Origin of the sequence: Streptomyces tardus (genome assembly GCF_018101125.2) — a bacterium.
Taxonomy (GTDB): domain Bacteria; phylum Actinomycetota; class Actinomycetes; order Streptomycetales; family Streptomycetaceae; genus Streptomyces; species Streptomyces tardus.
This window is the reverse complement of the sequence record NZ_JAELVF020000001.1, coordinates 1,766,784-1,793,166: the sequence shown is the minus strand read 5'-3', so window position 1 is coordinate 1,793,166 and position 26,383 is coordinate 1,766,784. Positions and strand designations below refer to the sequence as shown.

Here is a 26,383-nt window from a genome sequence, read left to right as displayed (position 1 = left end):
CGGTCCGGGCGAAACGGCGGATGCCGTGCCAACGGCCCTGCCGTGCACTTCGGTTGAGCCGGTGTGCACCTCGCACGGGCCCGGTTCGCGGAGTCGGCGGACCGGATCAGGCCCGTTGCCGGGTTCCGCGGAGATGTTCGAGTCGTACGGCCGGTGCTCCCCGGGCAGTCACTCGATGTGATGGATTGCCTCGTTGAACACCTGACCACCCCTGCCCTCTGGCGTATGGAAACCCTACGAAGTTGGGTAAAAACGCTGTGGACTTGACGCAATTCATGATTCGGTGAAGTCCTGTCCGGACCCCAGTGGGCATGACCCGGCGATTGCTCGTCCCGAGGTGGAGACCGAGGGGTGACGACCGTTCATCCTTCACATGTGCTTGCGGAGCCGACCCATGCTCACGACCCTGAAAACCGCCTACTCCGACACCCGCTCCAGCGACCTCTCCTGGGCGCTCGGCCACGAACCGCTGCCGTCCCTGGCCACCCTGGACCTCGAACTCGACGCCACGCAGGTGCAGTTGCGCCTCCTCGGCGCCTCCCACCAGGTGCTGGTCGAGGAGAACGGCGAGGTCTGCTCCGAGACCGTCGCGTGCATGCCGGGCAGCAGCGCGCCGCTTCCGGTGGGCGTCTCCAAGCGAGTGGGCATCTGGGACTACGAGTTCGCGGCCCGCGTCGAGACACTCAGCAGCGGCTCCTTCGCCGGCCGTGCCCAGGAGCTGCTCGCGCTGGTCGCCGATCATCCGCACGGACTGGCCGGCAACTTCCCCGGCAGTCCGCACGCGTTCACGGCGCTGCTGGTGCAGCGAGCCGAGGGGCAGGTGTCCTGGCGCACCTGGCACTCGTACCCGCAGGAGGGCCGGCTGGTGGCGACGCGTACGCGGATCGCCGTACGTACGTTGGGCGAGGTACGCGAAGCGTCCATGGCGTGACGTACCCCGGCTACGGGACCTGCCTCGCGGGGCGTCCGGCCGGGGGACCGTTCGCGGGGGTCGGCGGCGCGGGCGGTGTCCGCGGCCGGCGGACGGCGTCGTCACGCCGGGTGTGCGCGGGTTGTTCGAACACGAGGGTGCGGCGTCGCCCGGAAGCAGTCGGTCGCGGGTGCGGTCGAGGTCGAAACCTGCCGCCAACTGCCCTTCTCCGCACGTGACATGACGAAGCCGGGCGTTCACGTAGCGTTCACGGCATGATCGACCAGCCCGCGCCGCCCGGGACCGCAGGAAGGACGGGCGCACCGTCGTACGAGCCGGCCGGCGCCCGCGGCGGCGCACCCCGCTCCCGGGCGGGCATCGTCCCCTCCCCGGCCCCCGTGCCGTCTTCCGCCGGCCTGCCGTCCTGCCCTCGTGACTCCGGCCCGGATGCGGGAGCAGCCGCAGCCCCGGACGCCGACGCGGAGGCCGGCTCCGCCGGTGGCCCGGGCCTCGACGGGCAGCAAGCCGAGCCGGCAGAGCAAGCGGAGTCGCCGGGGGCGGGCATCCGGCTGCCGGTACGGCCGGGCGTGGGCAGGCTGCTGGTGCTCGCCTCGGTGTTCGTCTGCGCCGCCTGCGGCCTGGTGTACGAGCTCGAACTCGTCGCGCTCGCCTCGTACTTGGCGGGCGACTCGATCACCCAGGCCTCCGTCGTGCTCTCCCTGATGGTCTTCGCCATGGGCATCGGCTCGCTGCTGGCGAAACGGCTGTGCGCCCGGGCGGCTGCCGGCTTCGGTTTCATCGAGGCGCTGCTCGCACTGGTCGGCGGCGGGTCGGTGATGGCGCTGCACGCCTGCTTCGCGTGGTTCGGCGAGTCACGCACGGCGCTGGTGGTCTTCTCGCTGCTGATCGGTGTGCTGATCGGCGCGGAGATGCCGCTGCTGATGGTGCTGATCCAGCGGATCCGGGAGCAGGACATAGGGGGTGCGGTCGCGGACCTCTTCGCCGCCGACTACGTGGGCGCGCTGGTGGGCGGGCTGGCTTTCCCCTTCCTGCTGCTGCCGATGTTCGGGCAGCTGACCGGGGCGCTGCTGGTCGGAGTGGTCAACGTGTTCGCCGGGGGAGTGGTCGTGCTGTGGCTCTTCCGGCACGAACTGAACCGCCGCACCCGCAACCGGCTGCTGCTCGCCAACGTGCTGGTGCTGGCGCTGCTGCTCGGGGCGGTCTGCGCCTCGTCCGCCTTCGAGGAGGCGGCCCGGCGGGCGGTGTACGGGAGCTCGGTGCGGGTCGCCGTACAGAGCGACCACCAGGAGATCGTGCTCACCGAAGGTGCCGCGGCCGGCGAACGTGCCGCCCACGCCGACCCGGGCAGCAGCCTCGAACTCTTCCTGGACGGCAGGCTGCGTGTGTGCAGCTCGGACGAGGCACGGCACCACCAGGGCCTGGTGCACCCCGCGATGGCGACCGGCCGCCGGGAGCGCGTGCTCGTACTGGGTGGCGGCGACGGACTCGCGCTCCGCGAGGTGCTGCGTCACCCGGAAGTCTCCCGGGTGACCGTGGTCGACCGTGATCCGGCACTCTTCGAACTCGCCCGCCGGGACCCGAAGTTGAGCACCCTCAACGAGGGCGCGCACGACGATCCCCGGGTGCGCCGAGTCAGTGCCGACCCCTTCCGCTGGCTCCGCGACCACCTGCCGGACAGCGACGGCGACAGCGGCAGCGACGGCGACAGCGGCAGCGACGGCGGCAGCGGCAGCGGCAGCGGAAGGGGCAGCGACGGCGGAACGGATCACGGCAGCAACGGGGACGGCGGTGGCGGGCCGTACGACGTGATCGTCTCCGCGCTGCCCGACCCGCGGCTGACCACGAGCACGAAGCTGTACTCGTTGGAGTTCTACGGGCTGCTGGGCCGCTCACTCGCCGAGGGCGGACGACTGGCGGTGCACGCGGGCCCGGTCGTGGCGGACCCGCGCACTTTCTGGACCATCGACGCCACTCTGCGGGCGGCGGGCCTGGCCACCACCCCGTACGCGCTCGACGGACGGCTCTCCGGTTTCGGCAACTCGCCGGACCGCCCACAGCGCCGCAGCGCGGACGACCCGCCGGGGGACTGGGGTTTCCTGCTGGGCACCCGGTCGGGCAGCGCTCCGGCCGCCGAGGGGCCGGAGCTGCGACTGTCCGGTGCGGCGCACCGGGCCAAATGCCGAGCGCCGCAACGGAGTTCACCACCCTCCGGAACGCCGTACGGCACCAGCGGGCGCGGGTGCGGGGCTCCTGCCGCGCCCCGCGCCCGCTGGTGCCGTACGGCGTTCCGGAGGGTGGTGAACTCCGTTGCGGCGCTCGGCATTTGGCCCGGTGCGCCCGTCCACAGGGGTGAGTTTCGACTCGCCTCGGTGTCCCGGTGCAGGGGCGGCGCATGTTCGGTGGGCCGTGGGTAGGCTCCGGGCATGGAGCATGAGGTGCACGTTCCGTTCCCCGTGGGTGCCGTGCGTGCCGCGCTCGCCGAGGCCGAGCGCGGGATGCGGTGCGTACCGGGGCTGACGGTTGAGGCCGCGGCCGGAAGTCCGCCCGGCGGCACGGCGATCGGCGACGCGGCGGCCGGTGCCGCGACCGGCGGCGCCGGGTCGGAGGGCTGCGTTGACGGGGTCGATGGGGTCGGTGGGGTCGACGGCGCCGACGAGGTGGTGGTGCGCGGTCGGCTGCGGGTCCGGATCGGCGGCTCCACGGTCACCTACCGCGGCACGCTCCGGTTGACCGCGCGCGAGCCCGGCTTCGTCATCGAGGCCGACGGCACCGAGGCGCGCGGCACCGGTACCGCGCGGATGGAGCTGACGGTCGTACCGCGGGAGGCCGACCCGGACGGCGCCGAGTCCGGCACCGTGCTGGCGTTCACCGGTGCGGCGAGCGGGCAGGGCAGGATCGCCGAGTTCGAGGAGAAGCAACTGCGGGCGGCCGGGCGGAGGCTGCTGGACCGCTTCACCGAGTCGCTGGCCGACAGCCTCGCCGCCGACCCGCCCGGGGACGACAACGCGCCGGTGATCCCGGCCATCCCCGCTCCGGACGCCAAGACTCCGGACGCCAAGGCCTCGGACGCCAAGGCTTCGGCGGAGGCGGCTTCGGGCGACTCCGAGGCGTCCCGCGCCCGGGGCGGCGGCGAAGAGGCGTCGGAGGAGCCCCCGGCGCCGCAGGAGGCGTCCGGCGCGGCGGGTGAGAACGGCGCGCAGGACGAGTCACCGCAGGCCGTGCAGGACGAGGAGTCCGGGCTCTCGGTCTTCGAGACCGAGATCCCCCCGCCGTCGCTGGGCCGTGCCTCCGACGAGGACGATCCGTCCGGCACCGATCCGTCCGGCACCGACCCCGATGCCGCTTCCGGTGCCGCTTCCGGCGCGGAGCAGACTCCGGCGGGCGCCCGGGACCCCTTCGGAGATCCCCTCGGCGACGATGTCGGCTCCGAGGCCCCGACCGGGCTCACCCGGGGCGCGGAGATCCCCGCCCCCGGTGCACCGCCCGCCGAGGCCGCGCACGCCCGCCGCACCATGATCGGCCGCAGCGCCGAAGAGGTCGACCATGCGCCGCCGCGCGGCCGGTACGCACCCGTACCGCCACCGGCGCCGACTGCGCCCGGTGCCACACTGCGCTGGGCCGCACCCGCCGCGGCGCTCGCGGTCGCCGGCGGTGAGTCGTACGTCAGTGGTCTGGGTCGTCACCCTTCGAGACTAGGCCAGGTCGTACGACCTGGCCTAGTCTCGAAGGGTGACGACCCAGACCACTGACGTACGACTCACCGCCGGCGACGCCGAGCTGCTGCTGCGCCCCTCCGAGGGCTGCCGGACGGCCTCGCTGCGGGTCGGCGGCAAGGAACTGCTGCTCCAGGGGCTCGAGTACGGCTCCTTCGTGATGGCGCCGTGGTGCGGCCGTACCGCGCGGGGGCGCTTCCGCAACGGCGCCGATCTGCACCAACTGCCGCTCAACGACGGCGAGCACGCGCTGCACGGCCTCGTCCACGACCGGCCCTGGCGCACCGTCCGCGCCGACGAACGCAGCGCCGCCTTCGTCTGCGAGCTGGGCGACCCCTGGCCGTGGGCCGCCACCGTCAACCAGGTGGTGGAGCTGGACGAGGACGGCAGCGGAGTCGCCTACACGCTCAGCGTCGAGACCTACGACAACTCCTTTCCCGCACAGGCGGGTTGGCATCCGTGGTTCCGGCGCAACCTCGGCCTCGGCGGCCGGGACGTGCAGTTGGACTTCGCCCCGGCCTGGCGCGAGGAGCGCGGGCCCGACCACATTCCGACCGGGCACCGCCTGGACGAGGCCGCGCTCGCCACCGAGGACGCGGGCACCGGCCGGTGGGACGACTGCTTCGGCATGCCCGACGGTGTCGACGCCACGCTGACCTGGCCGGACGAGCTGGAGCTGCGGATCACCAGCCGGGCCGAGTGGGTCGTCGTCTACGACAAGCCGGACGACGCGGTGTGCGTCGAACCGCAGTCCGGCCCGCCCAACGGGCTCAACACCCACCCCCAACTCATCACCCCCATCGCACCGTTGGAGCTCGGCTGCCGCTGGAGCTGGCGCACTCCGCAGTGACGGCCGACCCGCCCGGCGAGCCGGCCGACCCGCCCGCGCTACGCTCGGTGCCCATGAGCGAGACGAGCGACACGAGCGTGACGGGCGAGAACAGCGGTACGGGCGCGGCCGACAGCGGGCCGAGGTCCGTCCTGCTGGGGCTGATCAAGGAGAAGGCCGTCGTCCACGGGCGGGTGACGCTCTCCTCCGGCAAGGAGGCCGACTTCTACGTCGACCTCCGCCGGATCACGCTGGACGCGGAGGCCGCGCCGCTCGCCGGCCGGGTCATGCTGGACCTCACCGCCGAGCTGGACTTCGACGCCGTCGGCGGGCTGACGCTCGGCGCCGACCCGGTCGCCACCTCGATGCTGCACGCCGCCGCCGCACGCGGACGCCGGCTCGACGCCTTCGTCGTTCGCAAGGCCGGCAAGGCGCACGGGCTGCAACGTCGCATCGAGGGGCCGGACATCGCCGGTCGGCGGGTGCTGATCGTCGAGGACACCTCGACGACCGGCGGTTCGCCGCTGACCGCTGTCGAGGCCGCCCGGGAAGCGGGCGCGGAGGTCGTCGCGGTCGCGACGATCGTCGAGCGGGGCGCGGCCGGCGCGATGGCCGAGGCGGGACTGACGTACCTCTCGGCGTACGACCTGGCCGACCTCGACCTGGGCTGAACACCGCCCGGCATGCGTGGCCCCGCCCAACTGCTGGGTTCAGCGTGCGGTCGTCCCGGGCTCCCGGATGCCGTCGATGATGCGGGTCCAGTTGTCGCCGCCGTGTCCGTTGCCGATGGCCTGTCGGTAGTGGGCCTGCACGGCCAGGGGAAGCGCGAGGTCGAGGCCGAGCGAGGTGCTGGTCTCGACGATGTGGTCGGTCGTCGCGCCCATCATGGTGACGGTGCTGAGCTCTCCGGGGTGTTCTCCGGCGTCGATCGCGGAGCCGGGGTTCTCGTCGCCGGACGTCAGGATGTCGCCGATCCCGGCCGTGGAGGCGAGCAGTTCCGGCAGCGCGTGCTCGGCCTTCACCCCCGCGGCGCCCAGCATCGCGGTGGCCTGCATCAGCCCGGACAAGGTGGTGAGGAACACCGTGAGTTGGGCCTGGTACATCAGCTGGGCCAGCCCCGGGTCCTCACCCAGCGGGCGAGGCGCACCGAGCAGCGCCAGCGTGGCGAGGTGGCTCTCCGGCGGTCGGCCGCGCCCGCTGTAGTAGACGTGGGACGCCTCGGTGCCGACCATCGGCGGGGGCACCATGACGCCGCCGGTGACGAAGGTGGCGCCGTGGCCCTCCGCCCAGGCCGCCGCCTCGCGCGAGCGTTCGGGGGTGTCGGAGCTGAGGTTGACCAGTGTCCGGCCGGCGAGCGAGGCGGTGGCGCCGCCGAGGATGTCGTACATCGCCCGGTAGTCGGTGAGGCTGAGGATCACGAGGTCGCTCGCCTCGACCGCTTCGGCGGGCGTGGCCGCGAGCGCGGCCCCGTCGGCGACGACGCCGTCGGCCCGGCCCGGAGTCCGGTTCCACACGGCGACCGGATGCCCTGCGGCGAGGAGGGTGCGGACCATCGCCCGGCCCATCGGGCCGAGCCCGATCACGGTCACAGCGGTGTTCCTCGCGTCGTTGGAGTCCTGTTGTGTGTTCACACCTCCATGCTCGAAGAGTCTCGCCGCTGCCGGAAGTACCCACTATTTTCTGCGGTACTGACCAATTCGTAAGGGGGAGCAGAGATGGCCGGAGTGCCGAGACGCGGGCCCTACATCTGTGGAATCGACGCAGCGCTCGACGTGATGAACGGCAAGTGGAAGGGCCTGATCCTCTGGGAGCTCGACGGCCACCGCGTACGGCGCTTCGGCGAGCTCAGGCGCGGTCTGGCGGGGGTGAGCGAGAAGATGCTGACGCAGCACCTGCGGGAGATGGAAGCGGACGGGCTCGTCCACCGCGAGGTGTACGCCGAAGTGCCGCCGCGGGTCGAGTACTCGCTGACCGAGCACGGGCGCACCCTCAACCAAGCGCTCGGGGCGCTCGGTGACTGGGGGGAGGAGCGGATGCGGCGCGAGGGCTGCGCGACGGTCGAGGTCGCACCGACCCCGTCCCGCGCGTGGGCCGGGTCAGCGGGACGGGGTCGGTGCGACCTCGACCGTCGCGCAGCCCTCGCGCCGCATCCGCTCCTCCCCCCAGTCACCGAGCGCCCGAGGGGCCGCCCCCGTGCACCCGCCACCGACCCGGCACGACCCCGGCCACACGCCGTACCGCAGGCCGGGGTCGTGCCGGGTCGGTGGCGGGTGCACGGGGGCGGCCCCTCGGGCGCTCGGCGGCGCGTCTGGAAGGATGGCCCCCGACGATGACGTCGCCCCAACGGTCAGGGCTGGACTCAACTCACACCCCGCACACGTGCACATCTCCCAAGGAGCGGACACATGCCCATCGCAACCCCCGAGGTCTACAACGAGATGCTCGACCGGGCGAAGGCCGGCAAGTTCGCCTACCCGGCCATCAACGTCACCTCGTCGCAGACCCTGCACGCGGCGCTGCGCGGGTTCGCCGAGGCCGAGAGCGACGGCATCGTCCAGATCTCGACCGGCGGCGCGGAGTTCCTCGGCGGCCAGTACAGCAAGGACATGGTCACCGGAGCCGTCGCGCTGGCCGAGTACGCGCACATCGTCGCCAAGAAGTACCCGGTGAACATCGCGCTGCACACCGACCACTGCCCCAAGGACAAGCTGGACGGCTACGTCCGCCCGCTGCTGGAGGTCTCCCGCGAGCGCGTGGAGCGCGGCGAGAACCCGCTCTTCCAGTCGCACATGTGGGACGGCTCCGCCGAGACCCTCGCCGACAACCTGGAGATCGGCAAGGAGCTGCTGGCCCTCGCGGTCGCCGCGAAGATCATCCTCGAGGTCGAGATCACCCCGACCGGTGGAGAGGAGGACGGCGTCACCCACGAGATCAACGACGAGCTGTACACCACCGTCGACGACGCGCTGCGCACCGCGGAGGCGCTCGGGCTGGGCGAGAAGGGCCGCTACCTGCTCGCCGCCTCGTTCGGCAACGTGCACGGCGTCTACAAGCCGGGCAACGTCGTGCTCCGCCCGGAGCTGCTGAAGGACCTCCAGCAGGGCGTCGCGGCCAAGCACGGCAAGGCCGACCCGTTCGACTTCGTCTTCCACGGCGGTTCCGGCTCCACCGCCGAGGAGATCGCCACCGCGCTGGACAACGGCGTCGTGAAGATGAACCTGGACACCGACACCCAGTACGCCTTCACCCGCCCCGTCGCCGGTCACATGCTCGCCAACTACGACAGCGTGCTGAAGGTCGACGGCGAGGTGGGCAACAAGAAGGCGTACGACCCGCGCGCCTGGGGCAAGCTCGCCGAGGCGTCGATGGCCGAGCGGATCACCAAGGCCTGCGCCGACCTGCGTTCCACCGGTACGCGCATGAAGTGACGTCCCCGTCCCGGGCGTCGCTGACGTTCCCGGGGCGCGTCGGCCTCCGTGGCCCCCGGCCCCCGCGCCGGGGGCCACGCGTGTCCCGCGAGGCGTCCCGACGTTCGTCGCGTCCCGGCGCGGCGCCGCAGGTCGCCGGCCCGCGGGAGAACGTATGCTCCCTGCCCCGCTCGCGCCGAGCCGGGCAAGGCACACTTGGCACCATGGTCAATCACGAGAACCTGCTCGGGGGACCGCCCCCGACCCACCTTCCCGAGGACCCGGAGCCGCGCGACCTGCTCGCCGGCGGCACCGCTCCCGCCGATGTCGCGGCGAAGTACCCGACGTCCTGCCTCGCCTGGGCCCAGCTCGCGGACGACGCCTACGACGCCGGCCGCACCGTCGAGTCCTACGCCTACGCCCGCACCGGTTACCACCGCGGGCTGGACCTGCTGCGCCGCAACGGCTGGAAGGGCCACGGCCCGGTGCCGTTCGAGCACGAGCCCAACCGCGGCTTCCTCCGCGCCCTGCACGCACTCGCCCGCGCCGCCAAGGCGATCGGGGAGGACGAGGAGTACGAGCGCTGCTCGACCTTCCTCAAGGAGAGCTCGCCCACCGCGGCGGCCACCCTCTCCTGAGTCCGCCCCCGCGCACCGGGGCAGCCGTCCACGGGGCGGCCGTCCGAGGTGCGACGCCGGGTTCCGCGACCGGCCCGGACGGCTGCCCTCCGCACGCCGCTCCGGGCCGTTCCCGTGCCGCACGGGTCGCACGCCGTTCCGTGCCCGCCGTGCCCGTTCCCGTGTGCCCGCCCTGCCCGTTCCCGTGCCTGTTTGCGCGCAGCCGGTGCCCGTACTCCGCCCGGTCGCGGGCCGTTGCTGCGCCCGCGCTCCCGGCGGGCCGTACGCGTACCGCCGCTTGCCGGGTGTGCCCGTGCCCGGCGATGATCCGGGGGAGCCCGGGTCGCCCGGGACGGCCCGGAGACCCCGGGCACCCTTCCTCAACGGAGACCTCATGTCGGAGACCCCGAACCTGGACTTCGCCGGTACGACCCCTTACGAGGACTACGTACAGGCAGACGTCCTCACCCACCTCCAGCACCCGCTGTCGGACGACCCCGGCGAGATGGTGTTCCTGGTGACGACCCAGGTCATGGAGCTGTGGTTCACCGTCATCGTCCACGAGTGGGAGACGGCGGCGAAGGCGTTGCGCGGGGACGACGTCCCCACCGCGCTCGCCGCGCTGACCCGCTCCACCTACGAGCTGCGTTCGCTGAACGCCTCGTGGGAGCCGCTCGCCCACCTCACCCCCGCGCAGTTCAACTCCTACCGCTCCGCCCTCGGCGAGGGTTCGGGCTTCCAGTCGGCGATGTACCGCCGGATGGAGTTCCTGCTCGGCGAGAAGGCGTCCTCGATGCTCGTACCGCACCGGGGCGCGCCCCGGGTGCACGACGAGCTGGAGAAGGCGCTGCACCAGCCGAGCCTGTACGACGAGGTGCTGCGCTTCCTCGCGCGGCGCGGCCACGACATCCCGGCGGGGCTCCTGGACCGTGACCTCTCCCAGCGGTACGAGCCGCAGCCGGCCGTGGAGTCGGTGTGGACCCGCGTGTACGAGGGCGATCCCACGACGCCCGAGGCGCGGCTCGGCGAGGGGCTGACCGAGGTCGCCGAACTCGTCTGGCGATGGCGCAACGACCATCTGGTCGCCACCCGGCGGGCGATGGGGTCGAAGGTCGGCACGGGCGGCTCGGCCGGTGTGGCCTGGCTGGAGCGGCGGGCGCAGAAGAACGTCTTCCCCGAACTGTGGACGGCCCGCAGCTATGTCTGAGCACCCCGGCCCCGACGCCGGCACCCGCCCCGCCGCTCCCGCCGCGGGATCCGCCGCTTTCCCTGCTCTCGCAGCCGAACTCCGTGCGCAGGCACGGCAGTTGGACGCGACCGACGAACTCGCCCCGCTGCGCGCCGAGTTCGTCCTCGACGACGCCGACCCGGCGGCGACCGGGGCGACGGCGACCGGGGCGACGGCGGCGACCGAGACGGCAGCGCGCGCCGCGGTGCGTCCCGACTCCGCGGAGGACGGCGGCCGGGACGCGGCCGGTGTCTACCTGGACGGCAACTCCCTCGGCGCACTGCCCCGCGCGGTGGCCGAGCGGGTCGCCGAGGTGATCGGCCGGGAGTGGGGCCGGCTGCGCATCCGCTCGTGGACGGAGTCCGGCTGGTGGGAGGCGCCCGAGCGGGTCGGCGAGCTGATCGCACCGCTCGTCGGTGCCGCGCCCGGCCAGATCGTGGTCGGCGACTCCACCTCGGTGAACGTCTTCAAGGCCGTCGTCGCCGCGGCCCGGCTCGCGGGCGCGGACCGGGACGAGATCCTGGTCGACGCCGCCACCTTCCCCACGGACGGCTACGTCGCAGCCTCGGCCGCCCGGATGACCGGTCGCACGATCCGACCCGTCGCCCCGGCCGCGATGGCGTCCGCCGTCGGCCCACGCACCGCGGCGCTGCTGGTGAACCAGGTCGACTACCAGTCGGGGGAGTTGCACGACCTCCCGGCGATCACCGCCGCCGCCCACGCGGCCGGCGCACACGTCGTCGCCGATCTGTGCCACAGCGCCGGCGCCCTGCCGGTCGCGCTCGACGAGCACGGCGTCGACCTGGCCGTCGGCTGCACGTACAAGTACCTCAACGGCGGCCCCGGCGCCCCTGCCTTCCTCTACATCCGCCGCGCCCACCAGGCCGCCTTCGACTCCCCGCTGCCCGGCTGGAACTCCCACCGCGACCCCTTCGCGATGGCCTCGGCGTACGAGCCCGCCGCGGACGTCCGCAAGGGGCGGGTCGGCACCCCCGACCTGCTCTCGATGCTGGCGCTGGAGAGCGCGCTCGAAGTGTGGCGGGGCGTGGACATCGCGGCGGTGCGGGCCAAATCGCTCGCGCTGACCGACTTCTTCCTGCGCTGTGTCGAGGCGTACGTGCCCCCGGGCCGGCTCTCGCTGGTCACTCCGCGCGAGCACGCCCGACGCGGCAGCCAGATCTCGTTGCGCTGCGAGGACGCGGAAGCGGTGATGGCCGAGCTGATCGCCAGGGGCGTGGTGGGCGACCACCGCCGCCCGGGGATCTTGCGCTTCGGCTTCACTCCGCTGTACACCTCGTTCACCGATACGGAGAGGGCCGCACGGGTCCTGGGGGAGGTCGTCGGGTGAACAGCAACGAGGAATGGGCTGCGCTGAACGCGCTGGAGCGTCCCGCGCCGGTGTCGTCGGAGGTGTACGGGAAGCACCCCTCGCACATCGTCGACCGGTACGGCAGCGGCAACGGCCCACGCGTCACCGTGCTGCACGGCGGCTACTGGCGCGAGGCGTACGACCGGCGCCATCTGGCCCCGTTCGCCCATGCGTTGGGCGAGGCGGGCTTCTCGGTGGAGCTGGTCGAGTACCGCCGTCTGGGCGGCGACGGCGGCTGGCCGCAGACCGCCGACGACGTGAACGCGGCCCTCGACCACCTCGGCGGGCCGCCGAAGGTGCTGCTCGGCCACTCGGCGGGCGGCCAGCTCGCACTGTGGGCCGCCGCGCACCGCGACCGCGCGGCGGACCGGGTGATCGCCGTCGCCCCGGTCGCCGATCTGTCCAGGGCGTACGACATGGGGCTGAGCGACGGCGCAGTCACCGAGCTGCTCGGCGGCCACGCCGGGGTCACATCGCTCCTGCCGGAGGCCGATCCGATGCGGCTGCTGCCGCGCGTACCGGTGGAGGTGGTGCACGGCACCGCCGACCTGGAAGTGCCGATCGAGCTGTCCCGGCGGTACGCCAACAACTGGGGAGCGCGGCTCCATCTGCTGCCGGGCGCGGGCCACTTCGCACCGTTCCACCCCACGCGTCCGCCGTACGGCGTGCTGCTGGACCTCATCCGCAGGCCCTGACCGCGGGGCTCGTCCGGCCGGGCCCGCTCGTCCCCAGCGGCCACGTCCGCGCACGTCAGGGCGGGTACGGGCGCACGGCCGGTACGGGCCCGGCCGCCGAGCGGAGCCGGACGGCCCGGGGGAGCGGGCCCGAGTGCGGGCGGCAAACCGTGAACACAATGACCACAACCGTGACTTGACCCGGTCGCGTCGGGAGAATGGGCAGCGGTGTGTGGCGTTCCCCCGTTACGCCAAGACACCTCAAGCGGTCGCCGCCGTCCTAACCCCCGTGGGACGGCGGCGTCTTGCTGTCCGGCACCGGGCCGGGGCCGGGCCCCGGGCCTGCGGCCAAGCCGGCCCGAGCGTCTGCGGCCACCCGGCCTGCGCACAGCCCGCGCGTACCCGCCGCCGCGTCGCCCCCACCGCGCCGAACCCGTGCGCCCGCGTCCCGCACCTCGCGCCCTCCCCTGCCTGCCGCGTCCCGCCGTGCTGCGCTCCGCTGCGTGGCGAGTGACGAGTGACCAGGTGCGGGTGGCAAACGGCGAGATGCGGGTGGTGAGTGTCGGTGGCCGGTTCGTCGGGCACCCGCCGGGCATAGTGCGGGGCGGGGCACAGCACCCGTCCCGCGACCAGCCGCCGAAACCGAGGAGTACGCCGTGGCCGCCACCCCGCTCACCGATGTCGAGATCACCAACGCCCTTGCGGAGCTGCCCGGTTGGGCCTTCGAGGACAACGCCCTGACCGCCGGGTTCACGGCGGACCGGACCCTGCTGCCGCAGCTCTACGTCGCCGTGGCGGCGGCGGAGGACGACGCCGACCACCACGCCCGCGTGTCGATCCTCTACGGCACGATCTCCTTCGCGCTCAACACCCACGACGCCGGCGACGTCGTCACCGCGAAGGACACCGCGATGGCCGCGCGGATCTCCGCGATCGCCGCCGACCACCAGGCCCGGCCGGTCGGCTGAGCGTCTTCCGCCCGAGGACGGGTCGCCGCTGTGCGGGCGGTCTCACCAGACGTCGCCGGAGCGCCAGTCGCAGACCAACTCGCCGGTCCGGTCCAGGGGTTGGCCCTCCACCGGGAAGACGTGGACGAACTGCACGTCCTCGGGAGTGGGCACGATGCCGTCCGGGGTGAAGGCGGCTGCGGTGCCCTGCCAGGGCAGCCAGCCCCGGGCGCGGTAGAGCGGCGCGCCGGCGTCGGTGGCGCCGAGCGCGCCGAGGTCGTACGCGGCGGTGACGATCCGTTCGATCTCGGTCATCAACATGCCGCCGATCCCGCGGCGTTGGTACTGCCGGTGCACACCGACCCCCTCGACGTAGCCGGTCCGCAGCGGCCTGCCGCCGTGCAGGAGCCGCCGCTGGACCACGGCCGCGTGGCCGACCGGTTCGGTGCCGTCGTGGACCAGGACGTGCATCCCGCCCAGCGCGTGCTCCCAGTCGTGCGCGGAGAACTCCTCATCGAAGGTCGAGGCCACCATGGCGTGTGCGGCGGCGAGTTCGTCGCCGGAGACCTCGGAGGTGTGCGCGGTACGGAGCGTCAGCGCGCCGGAACCGCTCGTGGGGCTTGGCTGCATGGCGAGACGGTAGCAACGCACGGATCCGCCGCGGGTGCGTGGCGCGGCCGTTACACTGAGCGTTCGCCCGGGCCCGGAACGCCCCGGACCGGGCGCTGTGGCCAGGGCGTTCGAGGAGGTGGGACCGATCCGCACCAGCGCGGCACACCGGACGCCCTCCCTCGGCGACGGAAGCGACCGGCACGGCCGGCGGGACGCGCGGAACCGGTAGTACGCCGCCCGGCAGCGGCCGTCGCCGCAGCTTCGCTCGCGCCCCGCTCCCGTACGGCACTCCCGCCGCACGGCGAGTGCGACAGGCCGGGTCCGCGCCCTTCGATCTTCCTCGAAAGGCCCGATCTTGACCTTCCACCACTCCTCCGCACCGCACTTCCCGGAACCCCTCCGCCCCGGTGCGCTCCCGCCGCCGCAGGCCCTCGTCGAGCGGCTGAGAGCCGCGGGCTGCGTCTTCGCCGAGGAGGAGGCGCGGCTGCTGCACGACACCGCGCGCACCACCGAGGAGCTGGACGCGATGGCGGCCCGCAGGGCGTCCGGGCTGCCGCTGGAACACGTACTGGGCCGGGCCGAGTTCGCGGGGCTGCGGATCGCCGTGGCGGCCGGGGTCTTCGTGCCGCGCCGCCGCACCGAGTTCCTGGTCGAGCAGGCCGAGGCCCACGGGCGGCCGGGCGCGGTCGTGCTCGACCTGTGCTGCGGCACCGGCGCGCTCGGCGCCGCGCTCGCCGCCCGACTGGGCAGAGTGGAGCTGCACGCCGCCGACCTCGACCCCGCCGCCGTGCGGTGTGCCCGGCGCAACCTCGCCCCCCTGGGCGGCCGGGTGTACGAGGGCGACCTCTACGACCCGCTGCCCCGCGGGCTCCGGGGGCGCGTCGAACTGCTCCCGGCCAACGCCCCGTACGTCCCCACCGTCGAGCTCGGACTCCTGCCGTCCGAGGCGCGCGACCACGAACCCCGTACCGCGCTGGACGGCGGCGCGGACGGTCTGGACGTGCAGCGGCGGGTCATCGCGGACGCCGCGCACTGGCTGGCCCCCGGTGGTCTGCTGCTGGTGGAGACCAGCGACCGCCAGGCCGAGCAGACGGTGGCGGCCTGCGTGCGGCACGGACTGCTGCCGTGGGTGAGCCGCTGCGAGGAGCGCGCGGCAACGGTCGTACTGGCCCGTCGGCCACCCGCCACGGCCACTCCGGACGCCTGACCCCGGGGCACCGCCGCCCGTGCGCCGGTCCGCGTGCGCAGACACCGGGGGCTTCCGCGGGGCCGACCGGGTGCGGGCCCGCGCGGTGGGCCGGGCTCAGTCCTCCGCCGGCGGGGCCGGGACGGCCAGATCGGAGAGGACCTGGGCGCCGGGCAGTTGGGCGAGCACGGCGCCCGGCAGGATGAGTTTGGCGCGGCGACGGCCGCTGCCGATCAGCACGTACGGGGTGTCCGCCACCGCCGCGTCGATCAGCAGCGGCCAGCCGTCCGGCAGCCCGATCGGGGTGATCCCGCCGTACTCCATGCCGGTCTCGGCGACGGTCAGTTCCACGGGCGCGAAGGACGCCTTCCGCGCGTCGAGGTGCCTGCGCACCGCGCGGTTGACGTCCAGCCTGGTGGTGGCGAGGACGACCCCGGCCGCGAGCGCGGTGCGTCCGCCGCGCTTGGCGGCGACCACCACGCAGTTCGCCGACACCTCGGCCGGTACGTCGTACGCCGCGCAGAAGGCGGCCGTGTCGGCCCGTTCCGGATCGGTGTCGACGAGCCGGACGGACCGCACCGGCACCCCGGGCTCGGCGTCCGCCCACTCCTGGAGGGCGGCGGCCACGGGCGGGGCGAGCAACTCGGGACGTTCGACCGCGGTCCACGCCTCGTCGAAGCGGCCGAAGGGGAGTTCTGCCGATGTACTCATGGGGCCCAAGTTACGCGCCGACGCTTGTGCCGCCGCCCATGCGGGAGGAGGTGTCAGGAGCCCTCGTTGAGGCGGAAGAGGGCCCGGGGCAAGTCGGCGGAGACGGTACCGGCGAAGTCGAGCAGGACAGCGCCGTACACCGGCCGGTCGCCGCGGTCGTACTCGGCGTTGAGGCGCTCCTCCAGACGTGGGTTGAGCGCTTCGGCGTAGCCGCGCGGGGAGGGGAGCAGCTCGCCGCCGGTGGTGCTGAGGTAGTTGACCGCGAGCCGGTCGGTGTCGCCGGCCTCGGCTGCGGACGCGTCCAGATGCCGCTCGACGGCCTGCCACTTCTCCTCGGTCGGCAGCTCCCACTCGTTCTGGACGAAGAGGGAGTCGGAGCTCGGGAAGCGCAGCCCGCCGATGTCGGGCTGGGTGGTGACCAGCACGATGCGTCCGCGCGCCTCGCCGAGCGTCGGCAGGGAGTCGGACTCGCGGTGCAGCAGTCCGTCGAAGCCCAGTTCCGACATGTACAGATCGTTGAAGATGTCGGCGAACTCCCCGTCGGAGGCGTCCGAATGCTCCTTCTGCACGGCGAGCACCAGGGTCTCGCCGGTGTTGGCGGACAGGAAGTCGCGGCACTCGTTGAGCACGTCCTGGAAGTTCTTGCGCTGGTAGATCACACCGTGGTGGATCGCGAACGCGCCGTCGACCGGGCGGCAGCGGACGTCCAGGTAGCGCACTCCGGCGTTCAACAGCTCGGGCAGCGCCAGGTCCTGGCACTTCGCGGTGTCGAACGGTCCGCCCACCAGCGCGCAGGCGTTGTGCGCGCCCGGCATGGTGATGTCGTCCAGGGAGAGGTCCGCGGACAGCTCGCCCATCCAGCCGCTGGAGCGCCAGGCGGCGGAGTCAGCGGCGCGTCCGGTGCTCGGTGCGGGTGCGGCACCCGCCGCGGCGATGCCGGCCGCGCCGAGACCGATACCCAGCGCTCCGGCGGCGGCCCCGCGCAGGAAGCCGCGGCGGTCGAGGGAACGGGTGCGCAGGTGGGACATGGGAGCCTCCGGAGTGTGGGGGTGGGGTGGGGGTGTGCTCCGGGCCAGAAGCTAGCGCAAGCCGTTCCATTGGTATAGACATTGCGCGCAGAACCCGGGCGTCGTTCCGTGAACTCTCGGCCAACTCCCGTACGCGCCGGTCCTGTTGAGGCCCCGATCGCGAGGCGCGAGGTGCGAGGCGGGAGGCGGGAGGTGCGCGCCGAAGGGCGGGGGCCGGCGCCGACTGCCGGGTGCCGGCCCGGCGTTGGCCGGCCCGGATGCGCTGTCCGTGGCACTCCGCAGCCGTCCGCAGCGGGCGGTGCCGCCGCGCGGTGCCCGCCCCGGTACGGCCCTTCCCCCGCGCGGGGCGTCCTCCTGAAGATGGAGGCGGCAGCGTGGCACCCGGGAGGGACGCGCGCCGCCGCGTCTGCTTCGTACTGTTCGACGTATGGACGACACGACCAGGGCCAAGCCCTCAGGAGGCCGCAGGTTCGGACCCCGAGCCGGACGGCGTGCGGTACGGGACGCGTGGCGGACGTTCCGCGAGGACATGACGCGCGGCGCCTTCACCCTGCGACCGCTGCGCACGGCGCCCGAGGACGCCCCCTGGCTGCGGCGCGTTCCGGCACCGCTGCGCACCGTCGCCGGGCACTGGCGCCAGGGGCTGGTGCAGGCCGCCGCACTCCTGGTGCTGGTGTGGTACCTCGTACCGCGTCCGCTGGAGGCGGACACCATGCTGTCGGCGCTGCTGGTCGCGCTGCCGGTGGCGATGCTGGCGCTGCGGCCGGTCGGCGCGTACTGGCTGTCGCTCGCCGGGCTGGTGCTGGCGCCCACGGTGTACCCGCAGCTGGGTGCGGACTTCCCGCACAACAGCCCGGTGCTCGCGGCGCATCTGACCGTGCTGCTCTGCGTGGCGTGGCGGGCGCACAAGCGGACGGTCGTGCTGCTGTGGATGCTGACTTCGGCGGTCGCGGGAGTGGTGAGCATCAACTTCGTGCGGTCCGGTCCGGACATGACCTCCGAGCCCGGCGAGATGGCGTTCCTGTACGGCGCCGCGCTGCTGGTGCTGCTCTTCGTACGGGCCTGGCGCGGGTCCCAGATCCGGATCGCCGAGCAGTCGGCGGAGGTGCGCGAGGAGCGTTCGCTCCGCACCCGGCTGGAGGAACGCGCCGTGATCGCACGGGAGTTGCACGACGTCGTCGCCCACCACATGTCGGTCGTCGCGATCCAGGCAGAGGCTGCCCCCTACCGGGTGCAGGACCCGCCCGAGGAGCTGGTGAAGGCGCTGGCCACCATCCGGGAGAACGCCGTCACCGCGCTCGCCGAACTCCGTCGCGTCCTCGGGGTCGTACGGTCCGACCAGCCGGCCGTGCCGGAGGCCCCGCAGCCCACTCTCGCCGAGCTCGACGGACTGGTCGCCAACGTACGGGCGTCCGGACGGGACGCGGAGCTGGTGACCACCGGCTCGGTGCGACCGCTGCCGCCCGGCGTGGAGCTCTCCGCGTACCGGATCGTTCAGGAGTCGCTCAGCAACGCGCTGCGGTACGCGCCCGGCGCCGCCGTACGCGTAGAACTCGCCCATGTGCTGGGCGGGTTGGGCATCCGGGTCGCGAACGGACCGTCGACCGGGCCGGTCACCGAGCCCTCGCGCGGTGCGGGCCAGGGCATCCGCGGGATGACGGAGCGCGCCGCCCTGCTGGGCGGCGAACTCACCGCCGGCGCACGGGAGGACGGTGGCTGGGACGTCGAGGCGTATCTGCCGGTCGAACCGCAGCCCGGAGGCGGCGAACCCGTCGGACGGTCGGCCGGCGACAGCACCGCGACCGGTTCGGAGGCATGCGCATGAGCGGCGACACCGGGGCAACTCCCGTTCGCGGGCGCCCGATCCGGGTCCTCATCGCGGACGACCAGATGCTGGTGCGGGAGGGATTCTCCGTACTGCTGGGCGCACAACCCGACATCGAAGTGGTGGGCGAGGCGGTCAACGGACGCGAAGCCGTGCGCAGGGTCGCCGAACTCGCCCCGGACGTCGTCCTGATGGACATCCGGATGCCCGAACTCAACGGTCTGGAGGCCACCTCCGAGCTGGTCGCGGCCGGCGCCGCCGCGAGGGTGCTGATCCTGACCACCTACGACCTGGACGAGTACGTCTACCAGGCGCTGCGGGCGGGCGCCTCCGGCTTCCTCCTCAAGGACTCCAGCGCCCGCCAACTCGCCGACGGCGTACGGGTGGTGGCCTCCGGAGAGGCGCTGCTCGCGCCCACCGTGACGCGGCGGCTGATCGCCGAGTTCTCCCGGCTCTCGGAGCTTCCGAGCGGTCCGGCGGGCCCGCGTGGCCCGCTCCGGGCCCGTCTCGCGGAGCTGACCGAGCGGGAGACCGAGGTGCTGGCGCTGGTCGCCCAGGGGCTGTCGAACTGCGAGATCGCCGAGCACCTGTTCCTCGCCGAGTCGACGGTCAAGACCCATATGAGCCGCATTCTCGACAAGCTCCGGCTGCGCGACCGCACCCAGGCGGCGGTGTACGCGTACGAGACCGGCCTGGTCGCACCGCCCGGCTGACCCCGCCCCGCCCCGTCCGTGTCCGTCGGCGTCCGGCCCGTCCCCGTCCGTGTCCCGTCCGCGGCGCGCAACCGGCCCGTCTCACGCCGGAGGGCCGTTCCCCGTGTCGTACGGGGAACGGCCCTCCGGTGCGCGTGCCGTGTGCCGCGTGCGGGGCGCGGTGCGAGTCGCCGTCGGCGGGAGCGCGGCGCCGCGGGGCGGCCGGCGGTGGCGGATCAGTCCAGGAAGGAGTTGATCTGGATGGTCTCGTCCCGGCCGGGGCCCACGCCGATCGCGGAGATCGGCGCACCGGACATCTCCTCCAGCGCCTTCACGTAGCGCTGCGCGTTCTTCGGCAGCTCGGCGAAGGTCTTCGCCCCGGTGATGTCCTCCGACCAGCCAGGCAGGTACTCGTAGACCGGCTTGGCGTGGTGGAAGTCGGTCTGGCTGTACGGGAGTTCGGTCACCCGCCGACCGTCGATCTCGTACGCGACGCAGACCGGGATCTGCTCCCAGCCGGTGAGCACGTCGAGCTTGGTGAGGAAGAAGTCGGTCAGCCCGTTGACCCGGGTCGCGTAGCGCGCGATCACCGCGTCGAACCAGCCGCAGCGGCGGTCGCGTCCGGTGGTGACGCCCTTCTCGCCGCCGATCGTCCGCAGCGCCTCGCCGTCCGCGTCGAACAGCTCGGTGGGGAACGGTCCGGCGCCGACGCGCGTGGTGTACGCCTTCAGGATGCCGATGACCCGGTTGATCTTCGTCGGTCCCACTCCCGCACCGGTGCAGGCGCCGCCCGCGGTCGGGTTGGAGGAGGTGACGAAGGGGTACGTGCCGTGGTCGACGTCCAGCAGCGTGCCCTGGCCGCCCTCGAAGAGGACGACCCGGCCCTCGTCGATGGCGTCGTTGAGGACGAGCGTGGTGTCGCAGACGTATCCGCTGAGCCGGTCCGCGTAACCGAGCAGCTCCTCGACGACCTGCTCGGGCTTGATCGCCCGGCGGTTGTAGAGCTTGGCGAGCAGCTGGTTCTTGACGTCCAGCGCGGCCTCGACCTTCTGCAGAAGGATCGATTCGTCGAAGAGGTCCTGGACGCGGATGCCGACGCGGTTGATCTTGTCCGCGTACGTCGGTCCGATGCCCCGGCCGGTGGTGCCGATCTTCCGCTTCCCCAGGAAGCGCTCGGTGACCTTGTCGACCTCGGTGTGGTACGGCGTGATCAGGTGGGCGTTGCCGCTCAGCAGCAGCTTGGAGGTGTCGACGCCGCGCTCGTTGAGGCCGCTCAGCTCGGAGAGCAGCACGGCGGGGTCGACGACGACTCCGTTGCCGATGACCGGGGTGCAGGTCGGCGAAAGGATGCCGGAGGGCAGCAGGTGCAGGGCATACTTCTGGTCGCCGACAACGACGGTGTGCCCCGCGTTGTTGCCGCCCTGGAAGCGCACGACGTAGTCGACGGACCCGCCGAGCAGATCGGTCGCCTTCCCCTTGCCTTCGTCACCCCACTGAGCACCGAGCAGCACAAGTGCGGGCACAGGCGTACACCCCTTCCCTGCGGGGCATGTCCAACGAACGAAAGCGGCGGGTTTCGGTGACCGCCACCTGGAGAGCCGTGAACTGGTGCCCCGGATAGATGAAGCCCCTGCGCAATCGCGACAGGGGCTCTTGCACCGAGAGGCTACCTGAGGAAGGACAAAGGTGTCGGCCCCAGACCTGCTGGTTGTCATCGACCCCGCAGCCCGCCGCTACGACGCGGAAGCCGTACGGATCGCCCGTGATGTGCTGTGCGCGGGATCGCCCGGGGCGAAGGTGTGCCTGCCCGACGGGCCGGAGGCGGTGGTCCGCGCTCTGGCCAGACGCGGCCACCGGCAGCCGGTCGTCGTCGGCGACGACCGCACCCTGGGCCTCGCCGTGCGGCAGCTGCACCAGGAGCACCGCAGCGGCACACCGGCGGCGGACGAGACGTCCGTCGAAGCCGATGCGCCTCCCGTCGAGGCGACCGACTGCACGGGCGCCCCGTACCGCGAGCCGTCCGACGACCGTACGGGCGCCGCCCTTGTGCGCGACCCGGCTCCCCGCGGAAGCCGCGGCGACGCCGGCCCCCGTGGTGACGCAGATCTCGGCGTCGCCCACCATCCGGACCGGCCCCCCGCCGGAGACCTCCGCGACCGGCCCGGACGCTCCGACCGGCCCGACGGCTCCGACCGGTCCGGGCGCTCCGACGGCCACCGGTTCGGCCACGGCCACGGATACCGCGACGACGGCGGCGAGTTCGGACCCGGCGACGACGACGATCCGTACGACGAGTGCGCCGAGGGCGACAGCGCTCTGGACGACGCCCTGGGGAGCGACAGCCGGGACGGTACGGGCGGCGGTCGCGGCCGGAACGCCATGCTGCTCGCCTGCGTACCCGTCGGCCCGCCCGAGTCGTTGGAGCTCGCGCGCGGCCTCGGTCTCCCGATGGACGTGGTCAGCGCCGCGCGTGCGGTGCTCGGCGGGGGCGAACGACCGCTCGGTCTGCTGGTCGACGACCGGGACGCGGTGCTGGCGGGGGCGCTGCGCATCCCCGCCGTTCCCGCGCAGCGCGAGCCCGTGCGGGAGGAGCGGGCCGCGTCCGGGGTGCTCGGCCAGCTCAGCCGCCGCGCCGCGCTGGTGCGTCCCGCCGTGCTGCGCCATCTCGGCGGCGACGACGGCATGTTGCCGCGGCTGCGGGTGGAGGCCGACGGTGTGCTGCTCGCCGATCCCGCCCGCCCGGTCGTCGAACTGTCCGTCTCCGTGCTCGCCGATCGTGCGCGCGAGGGACTCGCGGAGGTCGTCGTACGACAGCCCGCCGCCTCGGCGCTCGGTGCGCGCGGTGCGCCTCCGTCGGAAGTGCGGGTGGCGGCGCGCACCGTCACCGTCTCCGGACCGGACGGCGACACCCGCACCTGGCGCGTCGCCCCGGCCGTGCTCCGGCTGACCGTCCCCGTCTAGGTCCTGAGCGGGGAGATTCGTCGTGGGGCTCGCGACGCCCGGCACCGGACGCCGCTCACTGATCATCCGATACCAGGATGTCGGAGTGCAGCCGGTACAGCTCGCGGCGGGAGCCCGGCTCGCGCCCGCGGCTGACGGTGTGCACTACCGCGGCTGGCGCATGCCGCCGTGGGCATCGTCCTCGCCGCCGTCGCGGCCGTGACGGCCAGTCGAGCGCGCACACCCGCGCCGCCACCGGCACGGCGCCACCTCGCCGCTCGGCAGCCGTACCGCGCGCCCCGTTTCGTCCGTTCGACCTCGAACTCCGCCTGCACCGCGGCATGTTGATTGGTTTCGCGGTCGGCCTCCTGCTGCTCGGCGCGGCGTACGGCGCCATCCTCGGCGACGTCGAGGAAGTCCTGGACTCGGTCGACTCGATGCGGCGGTCGGCCGAGGCGATGGGGGAGATGACGGAGGCCTTCGCCTCCATGCTGATGACGACGATCGCGACCGTCGGCTCGGCGTACGTCGTGCTGGCGGTGCTGCGGGCGCGCGGCGAGGAGGTGTCGGGGCGGGCGGAGCCGCTGCCGGCGACCGGGCTGTCCCGCCACCGCCGGCTCGGCGGGCATCTGACGGTGGCTCTGCTCGCCGGCCCGTTCCTGCTGCTGCTCGCCGGCCTCGGCTTCGGGTTCCTCGGCTCGGTGTCCGCCGACGAGCCGTCACTTCTGCCGAAGCTGGTCGGAGCCGCGCTGCTGCACAGCCCCGCGCTGTGGGTCACCGCGGGCGCGGCGGCGGCCGCTGTTCGGCCTGGCGCCCCGGTGGAGCACGGCGGCGTGGGTGCTGCCGATGTGCTCGTTCGTCGTCGGATACCTCGGCCAGGTGCTCGGCTTTCCGGAGTGGATGAACAATCTGTCACCGTTCGGCCATGTCCCCCAGGCGCCGGCGGAGTCCGTGGAGTGGCTGCCGCTCGCACTTCTGACGGTGTGTGCGCTCCTGCTGCCGGCATTCGGGGTGCTCGGGTTCCGCCGGCGGAATCTGGAGTCGAAATAGCGGCGGTTGATGGCTCGTCAACCCGTTCCCCGCAAGGCTCGTCAACCTCCGGAGGCGGGTCTTGACGGTCTCTCAGGGCCCCACGAGCGGCGCCCCGGTTGGCCGAACGCGGCACCCGGCGGGAGGTACAGCGGATGCGGCTCGCCCGGCGCGCTGGTCGCATGAGTCTCGACGGCGCGAAGAAGCGCGGAAGAACCGCTTCCGCACGCGTGCCGACGCCCCCCGGAGGATTCCTTCCCATGAAGATGCGTGCTCTCGCCACCGCTGCCGCCGCTTCCGCTCTCACCTTCGCCGTCGCCGGCCCGGCCTTCGCCGGCGGAGAGACCGGCGGCCAGCACGGCCTGACAGTCAGCCCCTCGCACGCAGGCCCCGGCACCACGGTCGAGGTGTCCGCCAACTGCAAGGACGGCGGCCACGGCACCGTCGCCTCGGACGCGTTCGAGACCAGCCAGGCGCACACCGACCGGCACCACGCGCAGGGCGGCGGCCACGACAAGAAGGGCCACCACAAGAAGCCCTTCGCCTCGGCCAAGGTCATGCACGAGGGCCTGACCAACGGCAAGACCTACCAGGTCACCGGCTACTGCAAGGACCACAAGCCGCTCACCGGCACCTTCACCTACAACGGTGTCGGCGGCGGTGCGCACGCCGGCCTCGGCGGGCTCGCCTCCGGTGAGCAGGGCGGGATGTCCACCGCCACCACGGCCGCCGCGGCCACCGGTGGTCTGGCCCTCGCCGGCGCTGCCGGCTACCTGATGATCTGGCGCCGCCGGGCCAACGCGGACCAGTCCTGATCCGCCCCCGGATATCCCATGACGACCCGACAGCAACGGATCGCGCTCCGCGGGCGCCGGCTGGAGTGCGCGGCCGTGGTCGCCACCGCAGTCCTCGCCGCCACGCTCTGCGGAGCCGTTCCGGCGCAGGACGCCACCGGCTCCCGCTCGGAACGCAGCAGCGAACGCACCTCCGTGGCCGCGGGCGTCTCCCGGCCCGAGGCCGTCGACACCCGACCCCCCTCTCCCGACCCCCAGGCACAGCCCAGGTCGGAGCCGAGCCGGGTGCGCATTCCCCAACTCGGCGCCGATCTGGAGGTGTTCGGCGCCGACGCGGAGAAGGACGGTACGCCTCCCACCCCCGAGGAGGAGGACGCCCACAAGGTCGCCTGGTTCCAGGGTGGCCCCTCCCCGGGCGAGCAGGGGCCGGCGATCCTCGTCGGCCACCTCGACACCCACGAGGGGCCCGCGGCCTTCGCCGGCATCGGCTCGCTCAAGCCGGGAGCGGAGATCCGGATCGAGCGCAAGGACCAGAGCACGATGGTCTTCACCGTCGACTCGGTCGAGCAGTACCAGAAGGAAAACTACCCCAACGGGCGGGTCTACGGCCCCACCCAGACCCCCCAGCTGCGCCTGATCACCTGTGGCGGCGGCTTCACCGAGAAGGACGGGTATGACGCGAATATCGTTGCCTTCGCCAGCCTCAAGAGCTGACCGGAGCGGGCCCGCAGCGGCCGGCCCGCTCCCGGTCGGCCGGGTGTCCCCGGGGCCGATGACGGCCTCGGGGGCGCCCGCCCCCCGCTGCATAGCCGACAGGGGTGAAGGAGCGGTTCACCCACCACGAACCCGCTGACGACGACCCGTGCCCGCCGCTTGTGCGGCGGCCCCGCCACGGCCCGCGCCGTGCGCGGCAGCGCACCGCCCGACGGTGCCGGCCCGCACCGGGTACGAGTCCTCCCGCGGCCTTCTCGTCGCCCCCGCCTCGCAGGTGGGGGCGACGAGGCGTGTCCGGGGGAAGGCGGCGGGGGCAGGCCGGCGGTCGACACGGTCGCGGCGCTCGCGGTGCTTGTGTGTGCGGTACGTGAGCTTTCCCGCACAGCCGGGTTCGGCGCGTACTTCCTGGCCTAGGGTGACCCGGGACCGTACGAAGGAGCACCGCCGATGACCGGCACCATCACCCGCAGCACGCTGCGCCAGCAGGTCGCGGACGCGTTGCGCGAAGAGGTGCTGGCCGGACGGCTGTCCGCAGGGACCGGCTTCACGGTCAAGGAGATCGCCCAGCAGTACGGGGTCTCGGCCACGCCCGTGCGGGAGGCGCTCCTCGATCTCACCGCCCAGGGTCTGCTCGACGCGGACCAGCACCGCGGTTTCCGGGTGCACCGCTTCGGCGACGCCGACTACGACCAGATGGTGCGGGCCAGGTCGATCATCGTCGAGGGCGTCTTCGCCCAGCTCGAGCGCTCCCGCACGATGCGCGACTTCCGCTGCACCGAGGCGATACGCCGCCGGGCCGAGGCGTCCCGCCGCGCGGCGCTCGCCGGCGAGCTGGATGTGCTGATCGGCTACGACCTGCGCTTCTGGCGCGAGCTCGCCGAGATCATCGGCAACCCGTACGTTGCCGACGTGCTGGAGCGGGTGCGTATCCACAGCTGGGTGTACGCCGTCCCCAGGCTCCGGGCCCAGGCCGATCTGCGCGGGCTGCTGTGGGCCGGGCACCTGGACCTCTTCGACGCGGTGCACGAGCGCGACCTCGACCGCGCCCGGCGCGTGCTCGGCGAGTACCACGCGCACTGCCTGGCGCTGCTCAACGGCCTTCCCGCTCGGCCCGCCTGACCCGCCGGCGCCCGGCCC

At 73.3% G+C, this 26,383-nt stretch carries 23 protein-coding genes and 2 pseudogenes; 20 read left to right on the top strand and 5 right to left on the bottom strand.

Annotated elements, in window-relative coordinates; translation table 11 throughout:
• Positions 1 to 394: 394 nt before the first annotated feature.
• From JGS22_RS07720 to pyrE, 5 genes are all read left to right on the top strand, one after another.
• Positions 395 to 931 (top strand): DUF2617 family protein, encoded by a 537-nt coding sequence (locus JGS22_RS07720; RefSeq protein ID WP_211041847.1) that lies wholly within the window; start codon positions 395 to 397, stop codon positions 929 to 931.
• Positions 932 to 1,185: 254 nt separating this feature from the next.
• A complete protein-coding gene (locus JGS22_RS07715; RefSeq protein ID WP_216814881.1) occupies positions 1,186 to 3,345 on the top strand; it encodes a spermidine synthase in 2,160 nt (719 codons plus the stop codon).
• 9 nt (positions 3,346 to 3,354) lie between these two features.
• Entirely contained in the window at positions 3,355 to 4,680 is a 1,326-nt protein-coding gene (locus tag JGS22_RS07710; protein ID WP_216814880.1) for an SRPBCC family protein, read from the top strand.
• A complete protein-coding gene (locus JGS22_RS07705; protein WP_211043508.1) occupies positions 4,661 to 5,494 on the top strand; it encodes an aldose epimerase family protein in 834 nt (277 codons plus the stop codon). The genes JGS22_RS07710 and JGS22_RS07705 overlap by 20 nt, the downstream gene beginning before the upstream one ends.
• 53 nt (positions 5,495 to 5,547) lie before the next feature.
• On the top strand, positions 5,548 to 6,144 hold the full coding sequence (pyrE, locus tag JGS22_RS07700) for an orotate phosphoribosyltransferase (RefSeq protein WP_211043510.1): 597 nt from the start codon (positions 5,548 to 5,550) through the stop codon (positions 6,142 to 6,144).
• 39 nt (positions 6,145 to 6,183) lie between these two features.
• Here the strand turns inward: pyrE and JGS22_RS07695 are convergent, their stop codons facing one another.
• Entirely contained in the window at positions 6,184 to 7,104 is a 921-nt protein-coding gene (locus tag JGS22_RS07695) for an NAD(P)-dependent oxidoreductase (RefSeq protein WP_211043513.1), read from the bottom strand.
• Between the two features lie 84 nt (positions 7,105 to 7,188).
• On the opposite strand from JGS22_RS07695, the pseudogene JGS22_RS07690 reads away from it, so the two are divergent.
• The 7 genes and pseudogenes from JGS22_RS07690 to JGS22_RS07660 all read left to right on the top strand — a co-directional run.
• Positions 7,189 to 7,539: pseudogene (locus JGS22_RS07690) on the top strand (winged helix-turn-helix transcriptional regulator); the annotation flags it as partial.
• A 339-nt stretch (positions 7,540 to 7,878) separates the two neighbouring features.
• Positions 7,879 to 8,901 carry a class II fructose-bisphosphate aldolase gene (gene fbaA / locus JGS22_RS07685; RefSeq protein ID WP_211043714.1) on the top strand — a complete coding sequence of 341 codons (1,023 nt, stop codon included), beginning with the start codon at positions 7,879 to 7,881 and terminating at the stop codon, positions 8,899 to 8,901.
• A 203-nt stretch (positions 8,902 to 9,104) separates the two neighbouring features.
• On the top strand, positions 9,105 to 9,518 hold the full coding sequence (locus JGS22_RS07680) for a DUF3151 domain-containing protein (RefSeq protein ID WP_211043712.1): 414 nt from the start codon (positions 9,105 to 9,107) through the stop codon (positions 9,516 to 9,518).
• Between the two features lie 373 nt (positions 9,519 to 9,891).
• Positions 9,892 to 10,704, top strand: coding sequence for a tryptophan 2,3-dioxygenase family protein (locus JGS22_RS07675; protein WP_216814879.1), 813 nt, complete (start codon positions 9,892 to 9,894; stop codon positions 10,702 to 10,704).
• Positions 10,697 to 12,073, top strand: a complete 1,377-nt coding sequence (kynU, locus tag JGS22_RS07670) for a kynureninase (RefSeq protein WP_216814878.1) — start codon at positions 10,697 to 10,699, stop codon at positions 12,071 to 12,073. Before JGS22_RS07675 ends, kynU begins: the two co-directional genes overlap by 8 nt.
• On the top strand, positions 12,070 to 12,789 hold the full coding sequence (locus JGS22_RS07665; RefSeq protein WP_211041013.1) for an alpha/beta hydrolase family protein: 720 nt from the start codon (positions 12,070 to 12,072) through the stop codon (positions 12,787 to 12,789). Before kynU ends, JGS22_RS07665 begins: the two co-directional genes overlap by 4 nt.
• Before the next feature lie 635 nt (positions 12,790 to 13,424).
• A complete protein-coding gene (locus tag JGS22_RS07660) occupies positions 13,425 to 13,736 on the top strand; it encodes a 4a-hydroxytetrahydrobiopterin dehydratase (RefSeq protein ID WP_211041012.1) in 312 nt (103 codons plus the stop codon).
• A 42-nt stretch (positions 13,737 to 13,778) separates the two neighbouring features.
• Here JGS22_RS07660 and JGS22_RS07655 read toward each other — a convergent pair whose 3' ends face one another.
• Positions 13,779 to 14,345 carry a GNAT family N-acetyltransferase gene (locus tag JGS22_RS07655; RefSeq protein WP_211041011.1) on the bottom strand — a complete coding sequence of 189 codons (567 nt, stop codon included), beginning with the start codon at positions 14,343 to 14,345 and terminating at the stop codon, positions 13,779 to 13,781.
• Positions 14,346 to 14,682: 337 nt separating this feature from the next.
• Between JGS22_RS07655 and JGS22_RS07650 the strand changes: the two genes are divergently transcribed.
• Positions 14,683 to 15,534, top strand: coding sequence for a putative protein N(5)-glutamine methyltransferase (locus JGS22_RS07650; protein WP_211041010.1), 852 nt, complete (start codon positions 14,683 to 14,685; stop codon positions 15,532 to 15,534).
• Positions 15,535 to 15,630: 96 nt separating this feature from the next.
• Here the strand turns inward: JGS22_RS07650 and JGS22_RS07645 are convergent, their stop codons facing one another.
• Positions 15,631 to 16,224 (bottom strand): YbaK/EbsC family protein, encoded by a 594-nt coding sequence (locus JGS22_RS07645; RefSeq protein ID WP_211041009.1) that lies wholly within the window; start codon positions 16,222 to 16,224, stop codon positions 15,631 to 15,633.
• A 53-nt stretch (positions 16,225 to 16,277) separates the two neighbouring features.
• Complete coding sequence (locus tag JGS22_RS07640) at positions 16,278 to 17,252, bottom strand: phosphatidylinositol-specific phospholipase C (RefSeq protein ID WP_211041008.1); 975 nt, start codon at positions 17,250 to 17,252, stop codon at positions 16,278 to 16,280.
• 427 nt (positions 17,253 to 17,679) lie between these two features.
• On the opposite strand from JGS22_RS07640, the gene JGS22_RS26780 reads away from it, so the two are divergent.
• Entirely contained in the window at positions 17,680 to 19,077 is a 1,398-nt protein-coding gene (locus JGS22_RS26780) for a sensor histidine kinase (protein ID WP_211041007.1), read from the top strand.
• Positions 19,074 to 19,790, top strand: a complete 717-nt coding sequence (locus tag JGS22_RS07630; protein WP_211041006.1) for a response regulator — start codon at positions 19,074 to 19,076, stop codon at positions 19,788 to 19,790. The genes JGS22_RS26780 and JGS22_RS07630 overlap by 4 nt, the downstream gene beginning before the upstream one ends.
• Positions 19,791 to 20,005: 215 nt before the next feature.
• Here JGS22_RS07630 and JGS22_RS07625 read toward each other — a convergent pair whose 3' ends face one another.
• Positions 20,006 to 21,292 (bottom strand): adenylosuccinate synthase, encoded by a 1,287-nt coding sequence (locus JGS22_RS07625; protein WP_211041005.1) that lies wholly within the window; start codon positions 21,290 to 21,292, stop codon positions 20,006 to 20,008.
• Positions 21,293 to 21,455: 163 nt separating this feature from the next.
• Between JGS22_RS07625 and JGS22_RS27330 the strand changes: the two are divergent.
• From JGS22_RS27330 to JGS22_RS07600, 5 genes and pseudogenes are all read left to right on the top strand, one after another.
• Positions 21,456 to 21,686, top strand: a pseudogene (locus JGS22_RS27330) (diacylglycerol kinase); the annotation flags it as partial.
• A gap of 1,121 nt (positions 21,687 to 22,807) precedes the next feature.
• Positions 22,808 to 23,824, top strand: coding sequence for an efflux permease Rv1217c-related protein (locus tag JGS22_RS07615; protein ID WP_505011417.1), 1,017 nt, complete (start codon positions 22,808 to 22,810; stop codon positions 23,822 to 23,824).
• 174 nt (positions 23,825 to 23,998) lie between these two features.
• Positions 23,999 to 24,553: a hypothetical protein gene (locus JGS22_RS07610; RefSeq protein WP_211041003.1), complete on the top strand. Its 555-nt coding sequence runs from the start codon at positions 23,999 to 24,001 to the stop codon at positions 24,551 to 24,553.
• A gap of 18 nt (positions 24,554 to 24,571) precedes the next feature.
• Complete coding sequence (locus JGS22_RS07605; RefSeq protein WP_211041002.1) at positions 24,572 to 25,246, top strand: class F sortase; 675 nt, start codon at positions 24,572 to 24,574, stop codon at positions 25,244 to 25,246.
• A gap of 447 nt (positions 25,247 to 25,693) precedes the next feature.
• Positions 25,694 to 26,365, top strand: coding sequence for a GntR family transcriptional regulator (locus JGS22_RS07600; RefSeq protein ID WP_211041001.1), 672 nt, complete (start codon positions 25,694 to 25,696; stop codon positions 26,363 to 26,365).
• Positions 26,366 to 26,383 lie beyond the last annotated feature (18 nt).

Coding starts and splice junctions, on each gene's coding strand:
- JGS22_RS07610 (WP_211041003.1), top strand. CDS start 23,999: ATGAAGATGCGTGCTCTCGCCACCGCTGCCGCCGCTTCCGCTCTCACC.
- JGS22_RS07655 (WP_211041011.1), bottom strand. CDS start 14,345: ATGCAGCCAAGCCCCACGAGCGGTTCCGGCGCGCTGACGCTCCGTACC.
- JGS22_RS26780 (WP_211041007.1), top strand. CDS start 17,680: ATGGACGACACGACCAGGGCCAAGCCCTCAGGAGGCCGCAGGTTCGGA.
- JGS22_RS07680 (WP_211043712.1), top strand. CDS start 9,105: ATGGTCAATCACGAGAACCTGCTCGGGGGACCGCCCCCGACCCACCTT.
- JGS22_RS07675 (WP_216814879.1), top strand. CDS start 9,892: ATGTCGGAGACCCCGAACCTGGACTTCGCCGGTACGACCCCTTACGAG.
- JGS22_RS07645 (WP_211041009.1), bottom strand. CDS start 16,224: ATGAGTACATCGGCAGAACTCCCCTTCGGCCGCTTCGACGAGGCGTGG.
- JGS22_RS07640 (WP_211041008.1), bottom strand. CDS start 17,252: ATGTCCCACCTGCGCACCCGTTCCCTCGACCGCCGCGGCTTCCTGCGC.
- JGS22_RS07720 (WP_211041847.1), top strand. CDS start 395: ATGCTCACGACCCTGAAAACCGCCTACTCCGACACCCGCTCCAGCGAC.
- kynU (WP_216814878.1), top strand. CDS start 10,697: ATGTCTGAGCACCCCGGCCCCGACGCCGGCACCCGCCCCGCCGCTCCC.
- JGS22_RS07630 (WP_211041006.1), top strand. CDS start 19,074: ATGAGCGGCGACACCGGGGCAACTCCCGTTCGCGGGCGCCCGATCCGG.
- fbaA (WP_211043714.1), top strand. CDS start 7,879: ATGCCCATCGCAACCCCCGAGGTCTACAACGAGATGCTCGACCGGGCG.
- JGS22_RS07605 (WP_211041002.1), top strand. CDS start 24,572: ATGACGACCCGACAGCAACGGATCGCGCTCCGCGGGCGCCGGCTGGAG.
- JGS22_RS07715 (WP_216814881.1), top strand. CDS start 1,186: ATGATCGACCAGCCCGCGCCGCCCGGGACCGCAGGAAGGACGGGCGCA.
- pyrE (WP_211043510.1), top strand. CDS start 5,548: ATGAGCGAGACGAGCGACACGAGCGTGACGGGCGAGAACAGCGGTACG.
- JGS22_RS07615 (WP_505011417.1), top strand. CDS start 22,808: ATGTCGGAGTGCAGCCGGTACAGCTCGCGGCGGGAGCCCGGCTCGCGC.
- JGS22_RS07600 (WP_211041001.1), top strand. CDS start 25,694: ATGACCGGCACCATCACCCGCAGCACGCTGCGCCAGCAGGTCGCGGAC.
- JGS22_RS07710 (WP_216814880.1), top strand. CDS start 3,355: ATGGAGCATGAGGTGCACGTTCCGTTCCCCGTGGGTGCCGTGCGTGCC.